Genomic DNA, 18415 nt, shown 5'->3' with positions numbered 1-18415 from the left:
TTACGAACCACGCTGATCCCCTCCTTTTCTTTTAATGAGGTAAAGAAAGAAAGGAACGCCGATGATAGATGTGACCACTTCGATCGGTGTCTCAAACGGATAATTAATGAAACGGCTGGCAAGATCGCAAAGTGTCAGGAAAACGCCGCCGATGATGCAGGAACAAGGAATCAGCCGGCTGTAATCTGATCCGACAAGAAATCGTGTGATATGCGGAACGACCAAACCGACAAAGGCGATTTTTCCGGCCAGCGCCACAGAGCTTCCGGTTAATATCACAACAGCTGCCATCGCGATGAGTTTGATGGATCTTTTCTGCTGTCCCAGACTTTTTGAAATGTCGTCTCCTAATGATACGGCGGTGACCTTTTTGCTGAGAATCATTGCAACGATTATTCCTATTGCGAAAAACGGGACGGCCAGTTTTAAAAAATCAGGGTTCATTTGATGGAGTCTTGCGCTGTACCAGAAACTGAGATCCTGCGAGATTTGAAAATAGATAGAAAGCGCAGCCGATAGACTGCTGAGAAGCATACTTGTCACCGTTCCGATGATTGCAAGCTGCACCGGGGTAAAGCCGCCGGGCAGAATGGAGGCCAGCCCGAAAACCAGGGCGGCGCCAAATGCAGAGCCGATGAACGAGTATATGATCATTTCAATGGATGTTGATTGAGGGAGCAAAACCATGCAAAGTGTAATGATAAAAGCGGAGCCGTCCGATACACCCATAATCGAAGGCGACGCCAAATAGTTCCGTGTGATTCCCTGCATGAGCGCTCCGGAAACAGCAAGGGCCGCACCGATAAACATAGCGCCGGCCGCCCTTGGGATTCTTGAATGCCATATGATCTGATGGTCGGTATTCTCCGGATTAAAATGAAGCAATGCGGAAAACACAGTATGAGCGTCAAGCTGCTTTGCGCCATATAAAACGGAAAGCAGCAATGACAGAACAATGGCAAACGGAGCAGCGATTAAAATAATGTGTGTCCGCCGTTTTGAATACATGTGAAAAACCTACTCTTCATTAGTCTTGAGTCAATTTATCAGCCGCGACTTGTAAGAAGCGGATTTTACTCCAAGCCGTCCCGCCTTGAGCTAAAGGATCAATCGTATTAACGTATACATGGTTTTCTTTGACCGCCTTCAGGCTTTTCCAGATCGGGTTTTTCTCTAAGTCTTTTAAAGCATCCGGCTTATCTGCGTTCTCATCATCTGAAAATTGTACGAAGATATGATCAGGGTTCATTTGACTTAATTTTTCTAAAGAAATAAGCTCCTGCGCTTTTGCCGCTTTTACTTCAGCCGGCGCCTTCAGGCCTAAATCACCGTATAGCGTAGAGTTGAAATATACTTGTTCCGGATAAATATAGATATTGCCTTGTCTGATTCTGATGACAAGCGCGTTTGATTTCTTCGCTTTGTTATTGATTTTTGTTTTCGTCTTTTTCAGATCCTGTTCGTAATCGGCAATGATCTGTTTCGCTTTTTTTTCTTTTCCCGTGAGCTGGGCGAGCAGCATCATATTGTCTTTCCAGTTTGATGAGATATGAGAGACAGGGATGGTCTCAGCAGTGCTGCTTAATTTTTTTAACGTTTTTTCCGGGAATTTTGTTGATGCCAGAATGACATCCGGCTGCAGCTCGAGAATTTTCTCCATATTCGGCTGCATCTTTTCTCCGGTGGATACGGATTTGTCTGTAATGTCCTTAAATAAATCAGGGAATTTGCCTGAGAATGAAATGGCTCCTGCCGGATGGACGTCAAGCAACTTAGCGTCTTCCATTGATTCCACACTGCCTGTAATGGCAAGTTTATCGGTAGGCGCTTTCACTTCATATGTTTTTCCGAGGTACTCAATTTTCTGTTTATCTGAAGAGCCCTTTCCTTTACTTGCTGTATCAGATGTCTCTGCGCTTCCGCAAGCCGCGGCTGTGAAAGCTAAAAGCAAAATCATGAAAGCAAATGCTAATTTCTTCATCTATTGTTCCTCCTGTTCAATTGATAACTATTATCAATTGGAATTATAGAGAATGAACAGGCAGAAGACCATGGATAATTTCCGGTATTACCATGGACGATCTTCGGAAAAAATGGAAATGCTTTGCTGAATGATCCGCTGATGGCCGCTTGGAGAATATTCACCCCATGGGTCTGATGAAACGGGATACACCCGTTTATCGCGGACAGCTCTGAGGTTTTGCCATTCCTCGGTCTGCTGTATACGCTGAAAATAGTCAAGCGTTTCCGGTTCTTTACAGGTAAAGAGCATGAGAGAGTCAGCTTGGCAATCAGCCAGCATGTTGAATGAAATCTTTTGGTCTGCGGCGATATGCTTTGGCTTTGCAGAAGTGAAGGCCAAATCTCCGAAAAAGACATCTTGTATACTTTTGTTATGGGCAAGATAAAAATCTTCCTTATAAAGGCGGATGAATAAGAAACGATACTTTTGCAGCCGCTCCAGAGATTCCTTCGCCGAATGTACGAGGCTTTGATACGATTCCAGCCAATGCTGTGCTTCCTTCTCCTCATGTAAGTATGCTGCTGTGCGCAGAAATTGCGTTCTCCAATTTTCTTGTGACGGAACATAAAAGACGTCGGCTATTTCATTCAGGCGCTTTTTTTCTTCCTTACTGACCGAGTCCATACTGAAAATCACGTCTGGGGCAGCTTGAGCCAGCATTTCCAGGTTCTCTTCCCGGTTCGCATTCGAACGGTAGGCGCTGAGATGAACCGGGATATCGGGAGCAAATTGTTTGTAATAATAGGCTGTCCACTTCGGATGAAGCGCTGCGGCATAAGGAATATGATGGAGCGGAGTCAGATGCCCTATCATTTCTTTCCCGTATGCCGCCATCTTTGAGCGCCTTTTTTTCATATAGCTTGTAGGTGAGCTGCCGGTGTGCTTTTTGAAAAGGCGGCTGAAATAAAATTCGTCCTGGTAGCCGGTTTGATGAGCGATTTCTCTCAGCTTGCAGTTTGCTTTGGACATCAGTTTTTTTGCATTTGTTACGCGTATATCTGTTATGTATTCTGTTACGCTTTTCCCATATAGTTTTTTAAAAGTTTCACTGTAATGTTTAGCGCTGATTCCGGCCATTTGGGCAAGCTGGGTGAGCGTTATTTTTGTATCGGATTGTGCCTTTATAAATTGCTTTGTCTGTTCAATTGCTGCTTTTGTATTGTTTTGATGGCATACATTTGCCGAATAGAGGTCATACATAAGCTGCTGAAAATCAGCTGTATATTTCATTTTCACAAGCGTGTCAGACGAGTGGGCGTTTTCGGTCAATGACTGAAGGCGGCTTGTCAGATTTTCAACCGTTTGTATATTCAGTTGCTGAAGGCCGTGAAAAATGTCTTCTCCGGTTTGGGGAAGCATGGCTCTGTCGTCTTTTGAATAAGAGAAGGCACGGAGCCTGACAATGTACAAATGGATGGAGCCTGACGGCGCCGGTTCGATACTGAATGTCTCTTCAGGAGGACAAATGTAGAGCGTTTCTTTCTGCAGCGGGAAGCTGTCTGTTCCAATGTCAATACGCCCTTTGCCTTTTAGATGAAAGATTAGTACCGGAGAATCAGTGAGCTGATGCTCTGACAGGAGTTCTGCGGTTTTTTTAATGGAGATAAAGTCAATTGGCTGAAAGAACAATGCGTTTTGCATAAGAGACCACCTTTTTAGGAAACATTCATTCAAATGATAATAATTATCAATTAAATTGTACCAAATAAATGAATGTTTTCCTATAAAAAGTGGAAAGGAGAAAAGCGTCGAAAAACGTTTCACGTGTAACACGAATTTTGTCAGTAAATGAGGTATTGCTTTCTCACGAGCTTGAATTGGTCGAGGCGGCGTTGATACGTGTTCATTATTTCTGCAATTGAAGCACCGTTTTCTATTTTTTTGCGCACCCAGCCGTTGCCGATCAATTTGTCGAAAGATCCTGTCGACAGGAATGAAAAGTCATTCGGATATAGGCTGTGTATCGTTTTAATGATCGAGAGGCCTGTTTTCGCTGCTTCGAAGGTGTTTCTGTTTGTCACATATAATTGCACTCCGTGGCATAGCTTGCCTTGATGCTTCGAGAAGCTCGGAATAAACGATGCGGCTCTGAATGTGACGCCAGGGAGCTTGAGGCTGTTAAGGCGTTCCTCAAGCTCGGTGCTTTTCATGTAAGGCGCGCCGATGAATTCAAACGGCTTCGTCGTGCCTCTTCCTTCTGATACATTTGTGCCTTCAATTAGGCCTGTTGCGGAGTACGCGAATATGCTGTCCGGAGTCGGAATGTTAGGCGACGGAAGGACAAAAGGCAGACCGGTGTCTTCCATTGTCATCGTCCGTTTCCAATGCTTCATTTTTACTACGGTGAGGTCGGCCCCAATTTGAAATTCCCGATTGAATAATAAAGCGAGCTCACCGATGGTCATCCCGTGCTTCAGCGCAATCGGATACAGCCCGACAAAGGAAGCGTAATCGGGCTCCAGCACAGGTCCGTCAGGGCTTCCTCCGCCTTGGGGGTTGGGACGGTCTAAGACGAAGAAAGGAATGCCTTTTTCTTTGGCGGCTTCCATCGCATAAGCCATTGTGTAAATGTAGGTGTAGTACCGTGTGCCGACGTCTTGAATATCAAAGATCAGAACATCTGTATCCTTCAGCATCTCAGGCGTCGGTTTCTTCGTGTCTCCGTATAGACTGTAGACGGGGAGGCCTGTTTTTTCGTCAATATATGATGTGACCTTGTCTCCGGCTTGCGCGTCGCCCCGAACGCCGTGCTCCGGTCCGAATAATGCTGTCAGATGAATGTATGGTGACTCGTAAAGCACATCAACACTGCTTTTCATTGATGAGTTTACACCGGTCGGATTGGTAATCAGTCCGATTTTTTTCCCTTTCAGCTGTTTTTTATACTCTTTCAGCAAACGGTCGATGCCTGTTTGGACTTTCGCTTTCTTGGTGATTTGAATGTCTTTATCGGAAGAAGCCGAGACTGCCGTCATGGCGCCGATGACGAGTAATCCGGCGAGAAGCGCAGCCGTTTGTTTTTTCATCATAAGCCCTCCTGTTTAAAGCGGTTTACCGGTTTTGATGTTGAGGCCGTATCCAAATGGGTATAGGGTTGTTCCGGGATGGGTGACCGAAGGGATATCCGCCGGCAGTCTGCCTATCGGTTTTGTCCGCCCGAATATCGCTTCGATGCCGGCCGGTATGTTTGGCTGGAGGTATCGTCCGTCCGCATACCCCTTGAAACCGTAGACGGCGATGAGAGCTTTTGCTTCTTCGAAATTGGCAACGTCGTAAGGATTTCGCAGGCTCATCAGCACAAAGGGTTTTTGATAAGATTGTGCCGCTTTCATCAATGCCCGCGGGAAAGCCGTCGTCCATTTGCCGGGATCTGTCACGGAATCGTCGATGACGCCGTCGTTAACGACAGGGTCATTTTTTACGACATATGAGCCTGTAATCATGTAATCGGCATTGGCTGCCTTCTGTTTGTCTTCGTCATTAAAGGTGCGCTCCGCAAAGTTTATTTTGCTGATTATTACCGGCTTGATCTCTTTTTTCTTGATGAGCTGCCGTATGGTTTCTTCTATTGATGCTGTCTGGTCTTCATAAGGCGCGGCGATGAGGATGCGGCTGTTTTTTTTCGGCTTGAACGGAAGTGTCCGGTCCTCGTTTTTTAGAACAGTCACTGCTTTTTCCGCAATCTTTTTTTCTGTCTTCAAATGGCCCTTACTGCCGACGGTTTGCTTTGCTTTTGCGATTTTCTTTTTCAGGCTTGTTTCTTTCGGTGCGGGATATATGCCGCGTTTTATTTTCAGGGAAATGATTCGTTCAACGGATTTGTTAATTTGCTGAAGGGGAATATCCCCTTTTTGAACCGCTTTTTTTAAGGCGGAAAGGACGTCTTCAAAACGTTTTTCTGTTTGCAGTGACGTCACCTGAGCAGGCATCAGGGCGATATCGACCCCTGCTTTTATCGCCATGACGACCGCCTCTTCCTGTCCGAAATGATCAGCGATTGCTTTCATATTTAACGCATCCGTGACGATGACGCCATCAAAGCCCATTTCTTCACGGAGAAGACGAGTCATGACTTTTTTTGAGAGTGTAGCGGGTACGAGGATATTTGAACCGTCCAGTTTGCTTTTATAGGTGGTATCATCAAAAGCCGGAAATTGTACATGTGCTGTCATGACCATATCGGCTCCGGCGTTAATTGCCTGCTGGAAAGGATAAAGCTCGATTTCTCGAAGTCTTTCTTGGCTGTGGGTAACAAGCGGCAGGCCGTAATGGCTGTCGACATCTGTGTCGCCATGTCCCGGGAAATGTTTGACGGCTGAGGCGACATTCTGTTTTTGCTGAGCTTTCATGGAGGCAAGGCCGAGTGACGCCGTCAGATCCCGATTTGCACTGAATGACCTGACGCCGATAACCGGATTGCCGGGATTGTTATTAATGTCCAGAACGGGAGCAAAATTTGTATTGATGCCTAAGGCCTTGAGCTCTTTTCCGATGATGGCGCCTGTCTGGGACGCGTAAGCTGTTTTTCTTGCAGCGCCAAGGGCCATATTGCCTGGGAAATGAGTACCCTCCCCGAGCCGTGTCACGATGCCGCCTTCTTGATCAATACTTAATAAAAGCGGAATTTTCGGACTGGCCTTTTGAAAAGCATCTGTGAGGCGGACAGTCTGCTCAGTGTTTTTTACATTTTCTGCAAATAAAATGACGCCGCCAAATTGATATTTTTTAATAAGCCCGGCGACTTCGTTATTCATTTGGGTGAATGCCTGGGGCGATGACTGCCCATCTTTTTGCCAATTGCGAAAATCAGGCATGAGCATCTGCCCCAATTTCTCATCTAATGTCATGCGGGATACCGCTTGCTTCGCCTGTGAAGGAATATCTTGCTTTGTCGCGGCCTGCTGTGTGCCGAAAACGATAAACAACAGTAATACTGCTGAGATGACAAGTTTCATGATGGTGTCCTCCTGCCGTCATAGTTTGGACAAAAGACATAGGTTGTCATTCAATGGCTTCGTAAATCGCTTTTATGACACTTCCGTAACTCCCGGTTGGAAAAAGATCTCCTTCGAATACATTAGGGTTTTCAGCGGGATTGGCGACCGGTGAATGCTTTTTATTCGTCAACAGTGCAATGCCCAGTTTGTACGCCGGGTCAATGATGGTCACAGTACCGGTCCATCCCGTATGTCCGTATGCCTGCTTGCTGGCATACGGACCGAACATCCACTCCATGTCCTGGCTGCCGTTCTTCCTCCAGCCAAGAGCGTATGTCGGGTCGGAGGAAGCGGCCGTTGTGAACAGTTCAGCGGTTTGTTTGGTAAAGAGTGAAACGTGTTTATAGCTGCCGCCGTTCAGCATGACTTGAAGCAGGACGGCCATGTCATCGGCTCGGGAAAACAGCCCGGCATGCCCGGAAACTCCCCCCATGGAGTAAAATGCCTTTTCATCGTGAGCCTCGCCCTGCAGCGTATACGTCCTTATGTTGGGAAAATGGATGACCCCGTCTCTCGTGTTGCCTAAACGTTCGGTTGCCGCAAACGATTGGGCTTTAAAGCCTTTTTTCAGCGGATTGAACAGCGTATGCGTCAGTTTCAGCGGTTTATACAGCTCTTGTTCCGCATACACATCAAGGGTTTTTCCGGTTATGCTTTCAATGATGCATCCGAGGAGCATATAGCCGATATCGCTGTATACGTGTTTCGTCCCCGGTTTGTAATCTAATGGTATGCGTGTGAGATAGCGGATTGTTTTTTCCCGAGCTTGAGAATAATATTGGCCCGCTGTGTCCGGCTGGTAGAAATAAAAGCTCGAGGGCAGCCCGGATTGATGCAGAAGCACGTCAATGACGCGGATGCTGTCTTTTCCTTTTATCGGATCGTCATTTCTGTCCTTGAAATCAGGTAAATAAGCGGATACCTTTTCATAGAGATCAAGCTTTCCTTGGCTGGCCAGGCGCTGTAATGCGAAATTGGCGGCGTACATTTTCGTATTGGAGGCTAAATCGAACATGGTTGTTGTTTTTATCTTTTCCGGCCGGCGCAGAAGTGTATCTCCTTCATATTTTTTGCGGTAGCCGTACGCTTTCTTTTTGATCACTCGTCCGTCCTTTACAACGACGAGAACGGCTCCGGGGAAGCCTGCGGCAATGTCTTTTTCAATCATTTGATCAACCTTTCTCAGCTTTGCTGTATCGTATGATTTGGATTGGGCATAGGCTTTATGCGGCGGCAGAAAAGAAAGGCTTAATGTGATAGTGAGAAATGCGATTACCAGCGTTTTCATAGACTGATCCCTCCCGGCTTAATCGAATTCAGCTGCCATGTCGTCTGTAAACCCGAAAGCATAGGTGAATAAGAAGCCTGCCGCGTAGGAAATAAGCAGACCGATGATATATAAAACGATTTGCGGCGGGTGAACGAGAAAAGAGAGCGGAAGCCCGGAAACTCCGATGGAGAATGTCGCCACTTGAAAATGGGCTTGGAAGGCCCCGCCAACCCCCGCACCTAAACATGCAGTCAAAAACGGCCGGCCGAGCGGGAGAGTAACCCCGAATATAAGCGGTTCTCCGATCCCCAGAAGACCGGATGGCAGTCCGCCTCCTATCGCTCTTTTCAGTGAGGCTTTTTTTGTTTTCATAAATATGGAGAAGGCCGCGCCGACTTGACCTGCGCCGCCCATCGCGAGAATTGGCAGAAGCGGATCATCCCCGATGGATCGGATTAATTCCAGATGCACGGGGGTCAAACCTTGGTGAAGGCCTGTGACGACAAGGGGCAGGAACACCGCGCCTAATATGAATCCGGAAATAACACCGCCAAATTGCAGCAGCGACAATAAACCTGAGGTAATGAGATCAGAAATAAAACCGCCTGCAGGAATAAAGACGACATACGTAACCAATCCGGTGATGAGTAAAGATAAGGTAGGCGTAACGATGATGTCGATAGATTGATGAATATACCGCCTGATGAATCGTTCGGTATAAGCGATAAAAATGGCTGCGAAAAGGACGCCGATCAGCCCTCCCCTGCCAGGGAGGAGGTTTTCTCCGAATAAACTGATATTGGCGATTTCGGGGTTGAGGATCAAAATGCCCGCCAATCCGCCCATCGCGGGTGTTCCTCCGAATTCTTTGGCGGCATTTATACCGACTAAGACGCCTAGGTAAGCGAATAAGCCTGAGCCGATTACCGTTAATATAAGTGCGATTTGGGATTCTTTTGAGAGCCAGCCGGCTTGAATAACGGCTTTTGTGATGCCGGTGATTAAGCCTGATGCAATGAGTGCGGGAATGAGAGGGATGAAGATGCTGGATATTTTTCTTAGAAATAATTTAATCGGTGTCTCATTTTTTCTGTTGATATCTGCTTTTTTTTGTGAGGCGGCTTCTTTTAAATCGGAGTTTTTTTCTGGCGCCGTAAGTTTTGAGAAAGCGGCGGCGACATGATTGACGACTCCCGTTCCGAGAATGATCTGCAGTGTTTCGGCTTCCACTACGCCGATGACGCCTTCGAGCTGCTTTAACGCTTCAATGTCTGTTTGATCCTTGTCAAAAGGCGTAATCCTCAGACGTGTCATACAGTGGGTGAAGCTTGAAATATTGGATGGCCCGCCGCAGTGCTTTAAGATGTCTTTGGCTAACGTATTGTAAAATTCGTCTTTGCGCATCAAAACCCCTCCTCTTTATGGGTGTCTCATCAATCGGATGGCTTCTCTTGTGTTATCAATATATCCAATGGTTTCCTCGTATTCCTCCGAGGCCATGCCTAAAAACAATATATCAATCATAAAAAGCTGGGCTAACCGGGATGATGTGGCGGCGCTGCGAAAAGGCGCTTCATTTGAGTGTGCGGTATATAAAGAAATATCCGCTAAAGATGAGATTGCGTTTTGGCTGAATGCTGTCAGGCTGATAATTTGTATACCTTTTTTCTTTGCCAATAAAACGAGATCAATTATCTCCTGAGTCTCTCCTGAAAACGATACGGCAAATACGATATCCTGTTTGCCGGCGTTTGCGATTAATGACGCGACGAGATGCGTGTCGGAAAAAGCAGTCGCTTGTTTATTGACGCGAAGCCATTTCTGCTGGGCGTCCCGGGCGACAATTCCTGAAGCGCCTGCGCCGATGAAGTGGACGGCGCGGGCTTGCGATAGGGCTGATACTGCTTGTTTCAGCACTTTATAGTCTGTAATGCCGGCAGTATCCTGGATGGCTTGAATGGCATTGCCAGCCGCTTTCTCAGAAATGGAGCTGAGCGGCTCATTCGGCTGAATGTCTCTGTAGCCCTGCTCTGAAGGCTTTGCCAAGTCTCCTGCGATTCGCATTTTCAACTCTTGAAATCCTTTTAAGCCGAGTGATTTGCATAGCCTGATCACGGCTGCCCCGCTTGTGCCGGCAGAGGCGCTGACGTCATGGACAGTGGCGCCGGCCGTTTCGTGGGGATGCTGTAAAATATAGTCGGCAAGCTTGCGTTCTGACGGGGGGAGCTTGTGCTTCATTGCCTGAATAATTGATAATCCGCCGTTGGCCAATTGCGTCTCTCCTTACATGGAATGATGGTGCTCGATGGCTTTGTCAATGAAGCCTCCTGCTTCTTTGAGCAATGCTGCGGCATGATTTTCATCCGAATTGGTTTTCAGCATAACGATCGCTGTTTTGACGTGGAGATCAGCGGCTTCGAGTGTTTCTTTTGCCGTGTCGTACGAGGCGCCCGTGATAGTTTGGATAATGCCGATTGCCCGTTCTTTCAGTTTTTCATTGCTGACATGAACGTCCACCATTAAGTTCTCGTACACTTTGCCGCTTTTAATCATGACGGCTGTGGAAATCATGTTCAGAATCATTTTATGTGCTGTCGCCGCTTTCATTCGTGTTGAGCCTGTAATCACCTCGGGTCCGACGATGACTTCGATGCTGTGATCGGCATAACGGCCAATGAGTGAATGTTTATTGCAAGTCAGCGCAACGGTTTTGGCGCCGATTGTTTTTGCGTATTTCAGCACGCCTGCCGCATACGGTGTGCGCCCGCTTGCTGCGATGGCAATGACCGTGTCGTTTTCGGTCAGGCCGATCGACTTTATATCGTCAGCTCCTGCTTCTTCGCTGTCTTCTATTCCTTCCGAAGCACGTAAAAAGGCGTCTGCTCCTCCGGCCATCAATCCGATGACAGTCTCAGGGCTCACGCTGTAGGTAGGCGGACATTCAACTGCGTCTAATACGCCGAGCCTGCCGCTTGTCCCTGCCCCCGCATAAATCAGCCTGCCGTTTCGCTGCAGCGATTCGTGCGCGAATTCGACTGCGGTTTGAATATCCGGAAGAACCTGCTGCACGGCTTCTGCGACTTTAAAATCCTCTTGATTGATGAATTGCAGGATTTCCAATGTGTCTGCTTGATGGATAGAAGCGGTTTGCGGATTTCTTGTTTCTGTCGTCAGTTTGTGAATGTTCAGCCGGTCTGTCATATGTGTACCTCCCAGGTATTTATTACTTGAAGTATATGGGCTTTTGACATAATGTTTCAAGAAAAATCGGCTTTTTGTGAAATAAAATTTTAAACGCTTTCATAAAAAATGATGCAAAATGTATTGTTCCCCGATCGGGCCGATTTTGCGGCGCCCTTTATCAATGAAACCGGTTGTTTGGTAAAGGTGTTTTGCACGGTGATTGAGATGATTAACAGCGAGCACGATTTCATCACACCATGGGAAATAGCTTTTGACAAAAGCGGGAAGCTGCAGCATAGCTTGTTTGGCATAGCCTTTTCCTTGATGCGGCGCGTGTAAGGACAGGGCGCTCAGCAAAATGGCAAAAGCATTGTTAGAATACGGGGATATGGTTTCTTTGGATGTATGTAAAATAAAAAAGCCGACGGGACGGTCTCCGTTTAAAATGACTGCCGGATATCGGTCCCGTATGACGATGGCTTGTGTCAGGACATCCTGCGGGAGAGCGGAAAATTTCTTATCTTCTTCATGCAGCACAAACCCGTTCAGGGCGTCCAAGTGTTCCGGTTTATAGAAGGACAGAGTTACGTTCAAGGCAGATCTCTCCTTTATTTCAATTGATCAAGCTCATTTTCTGATATGACGCGGCAGCCGGCCTGTTTTAAAAGGGCGGAAGTGATGCCGTCGCCAATTATTTTTTGGCCTGAGAAAGTGCCGTCATAGATAAAGCTGCTGCCGCAGGACGGGCTGTTTTCTTTTAGAATGACGGTGTCGGCGCCTATTTCTTTTGCGTATTCTAGTGTTTTGGCCGCGCCGTTCATATATAAAGCTGTTACGTCTTCGCCTGATGCCGTTACGATTTTTGCCGTTCCGTTCAGCACATCTTCGCCTGTTCCGCCGATAATTTCCGCCGGCTCGCGGGGAGTGGTGAAGCCGCCCAGAAGTTCGGGACAGACCATAACAGCTTTCTTTTCTTCCACAAGCCTGCGGATTTTTTCGGACGCGGAGTGGGAGCCGTTATATCTGCATTCAATGCCGCCGAGACAAGAGCTGACTAAGATCATCTGAATTGATTCCTCCAATACGCTGTGATAGATCTATCATAAAATAAATAAAAGAAGAGAGACGAGTTTTTCAGTTAAAAAACGGGTAAAAAAGTTTGAAAATAAAAAATATAAAATTCCTCTTTACAAATGGGGTACAACCTGTATATAATAACTTTTGTCAGCTCGAAGCAGACACAACGGCCCGTTGGTCAAGCGGTTAAGACACCGCCCTTTCACGGCGGTAACACGGGTTCGAATCCCGTACGGGTCATATGGAGGATTAGCTCAGCTGGGAGAGCATCTGCCTTACAAGCAGAGGGTCGGCGGTTCGAGCCCGTCATCCTCCACCATATTTGCCGGCCTAGCTCAATTGGTAGAGCAACTGACTTGTAATCAGTAGGTTGGGGGTTCAAGTCCTCTGGCCGGCACTGTTTTTAAATCAAATACGGAGGGGTAGCGAAGTGGCTAAACGCGGCGGACTGTAAATCCGCTCCCTCAGGGTTCGGCAGTTCGAATCTGCCCCCCTCCACCATTATTGGGCTATAGCCAAGCGGTAAGGCAACGGACTTTGACTCCGTCATGCGTTGGTTCGAATCCAGCTAGCCCAGTCACGGACACCTTTTACTGAAAGGGTGTCTTTTTTTGTTGGATAATTACCTCGATTTCCGATTGTTCATCAGATATAATATTTTTAAGCTGCTGTTAAGGCAGTATATTCTGTATTTTCCATCTACACCCTGCCTGAAATTTGGTAAAATAAATCTATCAAAAAAATGAAACCTTTTAAAACAAAAGACGTATACATACAGACCGGTGAAGGGCAGAGGTTAGATAAAACATGGAAAACATGATCAAAAAAAGAATCAAGCAAGTCAAAAAAGGCGATCAAAATGCGTTTGCAGACATCGTTGATCTTTACAAAGACAAGATATATCAGCTATGCTACCGCATGCTCGGCAATGTTCACGAAGCGGAGGATATTGCGCAGGAAGCTTTTATCAGAGCGTATGTCAATATCGACAGCTTCGATATAAACCGGAAATTTTCAACATGGCTTTACAGAATTGCGACCAATTTGACCATTGACCGCATTCGCAAAAAAAAGCCTGATTATTATCTGGATGCAGAGGTAGCGGGAGCAGAGGGCCTGACGATGTATTCGCAAATTGCCGCGGACGGTGTGCTCCCTGAAGACGCTGTACTGTCATTGGAGCTGTCGGACACGATACAGAAAAAGATATTAAAGCTGCCTGACAAGTACAGAACGGTTATCGTATTAAAGTATATTGACGAACTCTCATTAATTGAAATCGGCGAGATTCTGAATATCCCCGTCGGCACGGTAAAGACAAGGATACACAGAGGCAGAGAGGCTCTTAGAAAACAATTAAGGGATCTTTAAGTGGGGTGATGAAATGAGCTGTCCTGAACAGATTGTGCAGCTTATGCATAAGCATCTTGATGGAGATATCCTTCCTGAAGATGAAAACGTATTAAAACAACATTTGCAGTCATGCGAGAATTGCAAAAGGCATTTTCATGAAATGGAGAAATCCATAGCGCTCGTCAGGAGCACATCGCATGTCACAGCCCCTGCTGATTTTACTGCCAACGTCATGGCGAATCTCCCAAAAGAGAAGAAACGCGCTTCTGTAAAACGATGGTTCAGAACACATCCGATGATTGCAGCCGCAGCGGTTTTTGTTATTTTAATGGGCGGCGGTTTTTTCAACAGCTGGCATAATGACCACAATTTCAGCGTGTCTAAACAGCCGAACCTTGTCGTCCAGAATCACACGGTTACCGTTCCTGAAGGTGAGACTGTAAAGGGCGATGTCACCGTGAAAAACGGCAAGCTGATCATTAAAGGGAAAGTAGACGGCAATGTGACTGTGGTAAACGGTGAAAAATACATGGCCTCAGCCGGACAAGTCACCGGACAAATTGAAGAAATTAACGAATTGTTTGACTGGGTTTGGTATGAACTGAAATCGGCGGGCCAAGGTATCGTAAGCGCATTGGACCCAAATGGAGATGAGTAAAGCGAGTTTTCGCTTTGCTCTTTTTTTCTGTGAAAAATAAGTTCGGGCGGAGGCTCATTTCACTTAAGAAATCAAAATGTGGTATAATGAGCACGCTATGTGAAGTACATATGCTCATGAAGTACAATCCATAACGAAAACGAAATGACTGAATTCTTGGAGGACGAGGAAATGGCTTTTGAGGACATCCCATTTTTGCAATACCTCGGCAATGCCGTTGATATTCTCCTTGTTTGGTATGTGATATATAAATTAATCATGGTCATACGCGGAACGAAGGCGGTCCAGCTTTTAAAAGGTATCGTCGTCATCGTATTAGTCCGGATGGCCAGTTCATATTTGGGACTCAGCACGCTTCAGTGGCTGATGGACCAAGCGATAACATGGGGATTTTTAGCGATTATTATTATATTCCAGCCTGAGCTGAGAAGGGCGCTTGAACAGCTTGGCCGGGGGCGGTTTTTTTCAAGAAGCGGCACGCCCGTTGAGGAAGCGCAGCAGAAAACAATTGAAGCGATTACAAAATCCATCAGCTACATGGCGAAACGCCGTATCGGCGCTCTCATCGCGATAGAGCGGGATACGGGGATGGGAGATTATATCGAGACGGGCATTCCGCTTAATGCGAAGGTCAGCTCGGAGCTTTTGATTAATATTTTCATCCCGAATACGCCGCTGCACGATGGAGCGGTCATTATGAAGAATAACGAGATTGCTGCCGCGGCGTGTTATCTGCCGCTGTCCGAAAGCCCGTTTATTTCCAAGGAGCTGGGAACGCGGCACAGAGCGGCCGTCGGCATCAGTGAAGTGACGGACAGCTTAACCATTATTGTGTCTGAAGAGACCGGCGCCATCAGTGTGGCCAGAAACGGAGATCTTCACAGAGAATTGACGGAAGACGCACTGAAAGAAATGCTCGAAGCCGAGTTTAAGAAAAACGCCAGAGATACTTCTTCTAACCGCTGGTACTGGAGGGGCAAGAAAAATGGATAAATTCTTAAACAACCGCTGGGCTGTAAAGATCATTGCATTGCTCTTTGCGCTGCTGCTTTATGTTGCGGTTAACAACAACCAGGCGCCGACTCCGAAAAAACCGGGGGAATCTTTTTTTCCGACATCAACAACAGACGAGGCTACGCTGACTGATATTCCCGTAAAAGCGTATTATGATGAAGCGAATTACGTCGTAACAGGTGTTCCTCAGACGGTTAATGTCACGATAAAAGGTTCTACAAGCGCGGTGAAAAAGGCGAGACAGACGAAGAATTTTGAGATTTATGCTGATATGAATAACCTGAAAACCGGCACGCATAAAGTCGAGCTGAAGGCTAAAAACTTATCGGACGGGCTGACGATATCCATTAATCCGTCAGTCACGACGGTCACGATTCAGGAAAAAACGGCTGTGAGTTTTCCCGTTGAAGTCGAATACTACAATAAAAGCAAGATGAAGACGGGGTATACTCCGCAGCAGCCGATCATCAGCCCGAAAAACGTGCAGATTACCGGTTCCAAAAATGTGATTGATAACATATCACTTGTCAAAGCATCCGTGAACCTTGAAAATGCAGCTGAGACGATTGAAAAGGAAGTGAAGGTGACCGTCTATGATAAAGACGGAAACACACTTCCTGTTGATGTTGAACCGTCAGTGATTAAAGTTACCGTTCCGGTGGCAAGCCCCAGCAAAAAACTCCCTTTTAAAATTGAACGGGAGGGAAGTCTTCCGGACGGAGTGAGTGTCGCCAGTATCGACTCAAGCCCGAGCGAGGTGACGGTTTACGGTCCGCAGGATGTCTTGAATTCACTCGAATTTATTGATGGCGTTGCGCTTGATTTGAGCAAAATTGATAAGGATACGGACGTGGATGCGGACATTCCGCTGCCAAAGGGTGTCACAAAGGTTTCACCTGAAAAAATTACACTGCATGTTAAGGTGGACAGTGAAGACAAGCAGGATTTTGACGATGTCGCGATTAAGACAGTCGGACTGGGCAGCTCGCAGCAAATCGAGTTTCTCGATCCGAAATCGCAAACGATAACCGTCACAGCCAAGGGCTCTCCGGCCAACATTAAGGCATTGAAGAAATCAGATATTGAGCTGTACGCCAATGTCTCGGACTTAAATGACGGAGAGCATTCAGTAAAGCTTGAAGTAAACGGGCCGCAAAACATCACATGGTCCCTGTCAAAAAAGACCGCCAAAATAAAGCTGACATCAAAGAAAAGCCTGAATTCAAATAATAATGACGGCGGCTCCGCCAATTCCGGTCATCAGAATGGCGGCAGCGGAGACACAAATGACAAAGACAAAAACCAGGAAGACGACACTGACAGCGATAACAATAAAAGTCAAAACCAGAATCAAAATCAAGACCAAGACCAAAATGAAGAAGGATCAAATGCTGATTCCTCTTCAACAGAGTGAAAAAGGAGCGATACAAAATGGGCAAGTATTTTGGAACAGATGGTGTAAGAGGTGTTGCCAACAGCGAGCTTACGCCAGAGCTGGCCTTTAAAGTGGGGCGTTTTGGCGGGTATGTCCTGACAAAAGACAAACAGCGCCCAAAAGTGCTGATCGGCCGCGATACACGTATCTCCGGACATATGCTGGAGGGAGCCCTTGTCGCCGGACTTTTATCAATCGGAGCTGAAGTCATGCGCCTCGGCGTCATTTCTACGCCGGGCGTATCCTATTTAACGAAGGCCATGGATGCAGAGGCGGGCGTCATGATCTCCGCTTCTCATAATCCTGTGCAGGATAACGGAATTAAGTTCTTCGGGGGCGACGGCTTTAAGCTTTCTGATGAACAGGAGGCTGAAATCGAACGCCTGATGGATGAACCGGAGGATAAGCTGCCGAGACCGACTGGCGCGGAGCTCGGGCTTGTGAATGATTACTTTGAAGGCGTGCAAAAATATCTGCAATTTTTAAAGCAGACTGCTGACGAAGACTTCACCGGCATTCATGTAGCGCTTGATTGCGCCCATGGCGCTACGTCGTCCATCGCGACACACCTGTTTGCTGATCTGGACGCGGACGTGTCAACAATGGGAACGTCACCGAACGGATTAAATATTAATGACGGCGTCGGCTCTACGCATCCGGAAGCGTTAAGTGCCTTCGTCAAAGAAAAAAATGCCGACATCGGCCTTGCGTTTGACGGCGACGGCGACCGTCTGATTGCCATAGATGAAAAAGGGAACATTGTCGACGGCGACCAAATTATGTACATATGCGCAAAGTATTTGAAATCAGAAGGCCGCTTGAAGGATGATACAGTCGTATCAACCGTGATGAGCAACCTCGGTTTCTACAAAGCGCTTGAAAAAGAGGGCATCAATAGCGTTCAAACGGCAGTCGGCGACCGCTACGTCGTGGAAGCGATGAAAAAAGACGGGTACAATGTCGGCGGCGAACAGTCAGGGCATCTTATTTTCCTTGATTACAACACAACAGGCGACGGCCTTTTGTCAGCGATTATGCTGGTCAATACATTGAAGGCATCCGGCAAAACCCTTTCAGAGCTTGCGGGTGAAATGAAAAAATTCCCGCAGCTGTTAGTGAATGTGAGAGTGACGGATAAATACAAGGTGGAAGAAAACGCTAAGGTGAAGGCTGTTATTTCTGAAGTGGAAAAAGAAATGAACGGCGACGGCCGGATTTTAGTGCGCCCGTCAGGCACCGAGCCGCTCGTCCGCGTGATGGCAGAAGCGAGAACAAAAGAACTTTGTGACGAATATGTCACAAGAATTGTTGATGTCGTGCGGACAGAAATGGGAGCGGAATAGCGAAGTTTATAAACAGAGAGCGAACATGACAAGCGGGATTGGCATAAAATGATGGTAATACA

At 46.8% G+C, this 18415-nt stretch carries 16 protein-coding genes and 5 tRNA genes; 10 read left to right on the top strand and 11 right to left on the bottom strand.

Going from position 1 to position 18415, the window contains the following annotated elements; genetic code table 11:
• The 11 genes from AXI59_RS13650 to AXI59_RS13600 form a co-directional block, all read right to left on the bottom strand.
• On the bottom strand, window positions 1-1008 hold the full coding sequence (locus AXI59_RS13650; protein ID WP_061528520.1) for a FecCD family ABC transporter permease: 1008 nt from the start codon (window positions 1006-1008) through the stop codon (window positions 1-3).
• A 19-nt stretch (window positions 1009-1027) separates the two neighbouring features.
• Window positions 1028-1981 carry an iron-hydroxamate ABC transporter substrate-binding protein gene (locus tag AXI59_RS13645; protein ID WP_061521359.1) on the bottom strand — a complete coding sequence of 318 codons (954 nt, stop codon included), beginning with the start codon at window positions 1979-1981 and terminating at the stop codon, window positions 1028-1030.
• 87 nt (window positions 1982-2068) lie between these two features.
• On the bottom strand, window positions 2069-3664 hold the full coding sequence (gene btr, locus AXI59_RS13640; protein WP_061528519.1) for a bacillibactin transport transcriptional regulator Btr: 1596 nt from the start codon (window positions 3662-3664) through the stop codon (window positions 2069-2071).
• Between the two features lie 140 nt (window positions 3665-3804).
• Window positions 3805-5049, bottom strand: coding sequence for an exo-beta-N-acetylmuramidase NamZ family protein (locus AXI59_RS13635; RefSeq protein ID WP_061528518.1), 1245 nt, complete (start codon window positions 5047-5049; stop codon window positions 3805-3807).
• A gap of 15 nt (window positions 5050-5064) precedes the next feature.
• Window positions 5065-6978, bottom strand: a complete 1914-nt coding sequence (locus AXI59_RS13630) for a glycoside hydrolase family 3 protein (RefSeq protein WP_061528517.1) — start codon at window positions 6976-6978, stop codon at window positions 5065-5067.
• 46 nt (window positions 6979-7024) lie between these two features.
• On the bottom strand, window positions 7025-8308 hold the full coding sequence (pbp4b, locus tag AXI59_RS13625; RefSeq protein WP_061528516.1) for a penicillin binding protein PBP4B: 1284 nt from the start codon (window positions 8306-8308) through the stop codon (window positions 7025-7027).
• An 18-nt stretch (window positions 8309-8326) separates the two neighbouring features.
• The gene (locus AXI59_RS13620) at window positions 8327-9694 is read right to left on the bottom strand and encodes a PTS transporter subunit EIIC (RefSeq protein WP_061528515.1); all 1368 of its coding nucleotides are present in this window, start codon (window positions 9692-9694) and stop codon (window positions 8327-8329) included.
• A gap of 15 nt (window positions 9695-9709) precedes the next feature.
• The gene (locus AXI59_RS13615) at window positions 9710-10561 is read right to left on the bottom strand and encodes a MurR/RpiR family transcriptional regulator (RefSeq protein WP_061528514.1); all 852 of its coding nucleotides are present in this window, start codon (window positions 10559-10561) and stop codon (window positions 9710-9712) included.
• Between the two features lie 12 nt (window positions 10562-10573).
• On the bottom strand, window positions 10574-11491 hold the full coding sequence (murQ, locus tag AXI59_RS13610) for an N-acetylmuramic acid 6-phosphate etherase (RefSeq protein WP_061528513.1): 918 nt from the start codon (window positions 11489-11491) through the stop codon (window positions 10574-10576).
• A gap of 99 nt (window positions 11492-11590) precedes the next feature.
• A complete protein-coding gene (locus tag AXI59_RS13605; protein WP_061528512.1) occupies window positions 11591-12067 on the bottom strand; it encodes a GNAT family N-acetyltransferase in 477 nt (158 codons plus the stop codon).
• 14 nt (window positions 12068-12081) lie between these two features.
• Window positions 12082-12537, bottom strand: coding sequence for a 2-thiouracil desulfurase family protein (locus AXI59_RS13600; RefSeq protein WP_061528511.1), 456 nt, complete (start codon window positions 12535-12537; stop codon window positions 12082-12084).
• Window positions 12538-12718: 181 nt separating this feature from the next.
• Between AXI59_RS13600 and AXI59_RS13595 the strand changes: the two genes are divergently transcribed.
• From AXI59_RS13595 to glmM, 10 genes are all read left to right on the top strand, one after another.
• A tRNA-Glu gene (locus AXI59_RS13595) sits at window positions 12719-12790 on the top strand.
• A 3-nt stretch (window positions 12791-12793) separates the two neighbouring features.
• Window positions 12794-12869 (top strand) — tRNA-Val (locus AXI59_RS13590).
• 5 nt (window positions 12870-12874) lie between these two features.
• Window positions 12875-12947 (top strand) — tRNA-Thr (locus tag AXI59_RS13585).
• A gap of 19 nt (window positions 12948-12966) precedes the next feature.
• A tRNA-Tyr gene (locus AXI59_RS13580) sits at window positions 12967-13051 on the top strand.
• 4 nt (window positions 13052-13055) lie between these two features.
• Window positions 13056-13127 (top strand) — tRNA-Gln (locus AXI59_RS13575).
• A 230-nt stretch (window positions 13128-13357) separates the two neighbouring features.
• Window positions 13358-13921: an RNA polymerase sigma factor SigW gene (sigW, locus tag AXI59_RS13570; RefSeq protein ID WP_061521349.1), complete on the top strand. Its 564-nt coding sequence runs from the start codon at window positions 13358-13360 to the stop codon at window positions 13919-13921.
• Window positions 13922-13934: 13 nt separating this feature from the next.
• Window positions 13935-14561 (top strand): anti-sigma-W factor RsiW, encoded by a 627-nt coding sequence (rsiW, locus tag AXI59_RS13565; RefSeq protein WP_061528510.1) that lies wholly within the window; start codon window positions 13935-13937, stop codon window positions 14559-14561.
• 171 nt (window positions 14562-14732) lie between these two features.
• Window positions 14733-15554 carry a diadenylate cyclase CdaA gene (cdaA, locus tag AXI59_RS13560; RefSeq protein WP_061521347.1) on the top strand — a complete coding sequence of 274 codons (822 nt, stop codon included), beginning with the start codon at window positions 14733-14735 and terminating at the stop codon, window positions 15552-15554.
• Window positions 15547-16989 carry a CdaR family protein gene (locus tag AXI59_RS13555; protein WP_061528509.1) on the top strand — a complete coding sequence of 481 codons (1443 nt, stop codon included), beginning with the start codon at window positions 15547-15549 and terminating at the stop codon, window positions 16987-16989. Before cdaA ends, AXI59_RS13555 begins: the two co-directional genes overlap by 8 nt.
• 17 nt (window positions 16990-17006) lie before the next feature.
• Window positions 17007-18353: a phosphoglucosamine mutase gene (glmM, locus tag AXI59_RS13550; protein ID WP_061521345.1), complete on the top strand. Its 1347-nt coding sequence runs from the start codon at window positions 17007-17009 to the stop codon at window positions 18351-18353.
• Window positions 18354-18415: the final 62 nt, after the last annotated feature.

It is taken from the genome of Bacillus nakamurai, from assembly GCF_001584325.1.
GTDB lineage: Bacteria > Bacillota > Bacilli > Bacillales > Bacillaceae > Bacillus > Bacillus nakamurai.
Note: the sequence above shows the minus strand (reverse complement) of the source record. Positions and strands in the feature narration are given on the sequence as shown.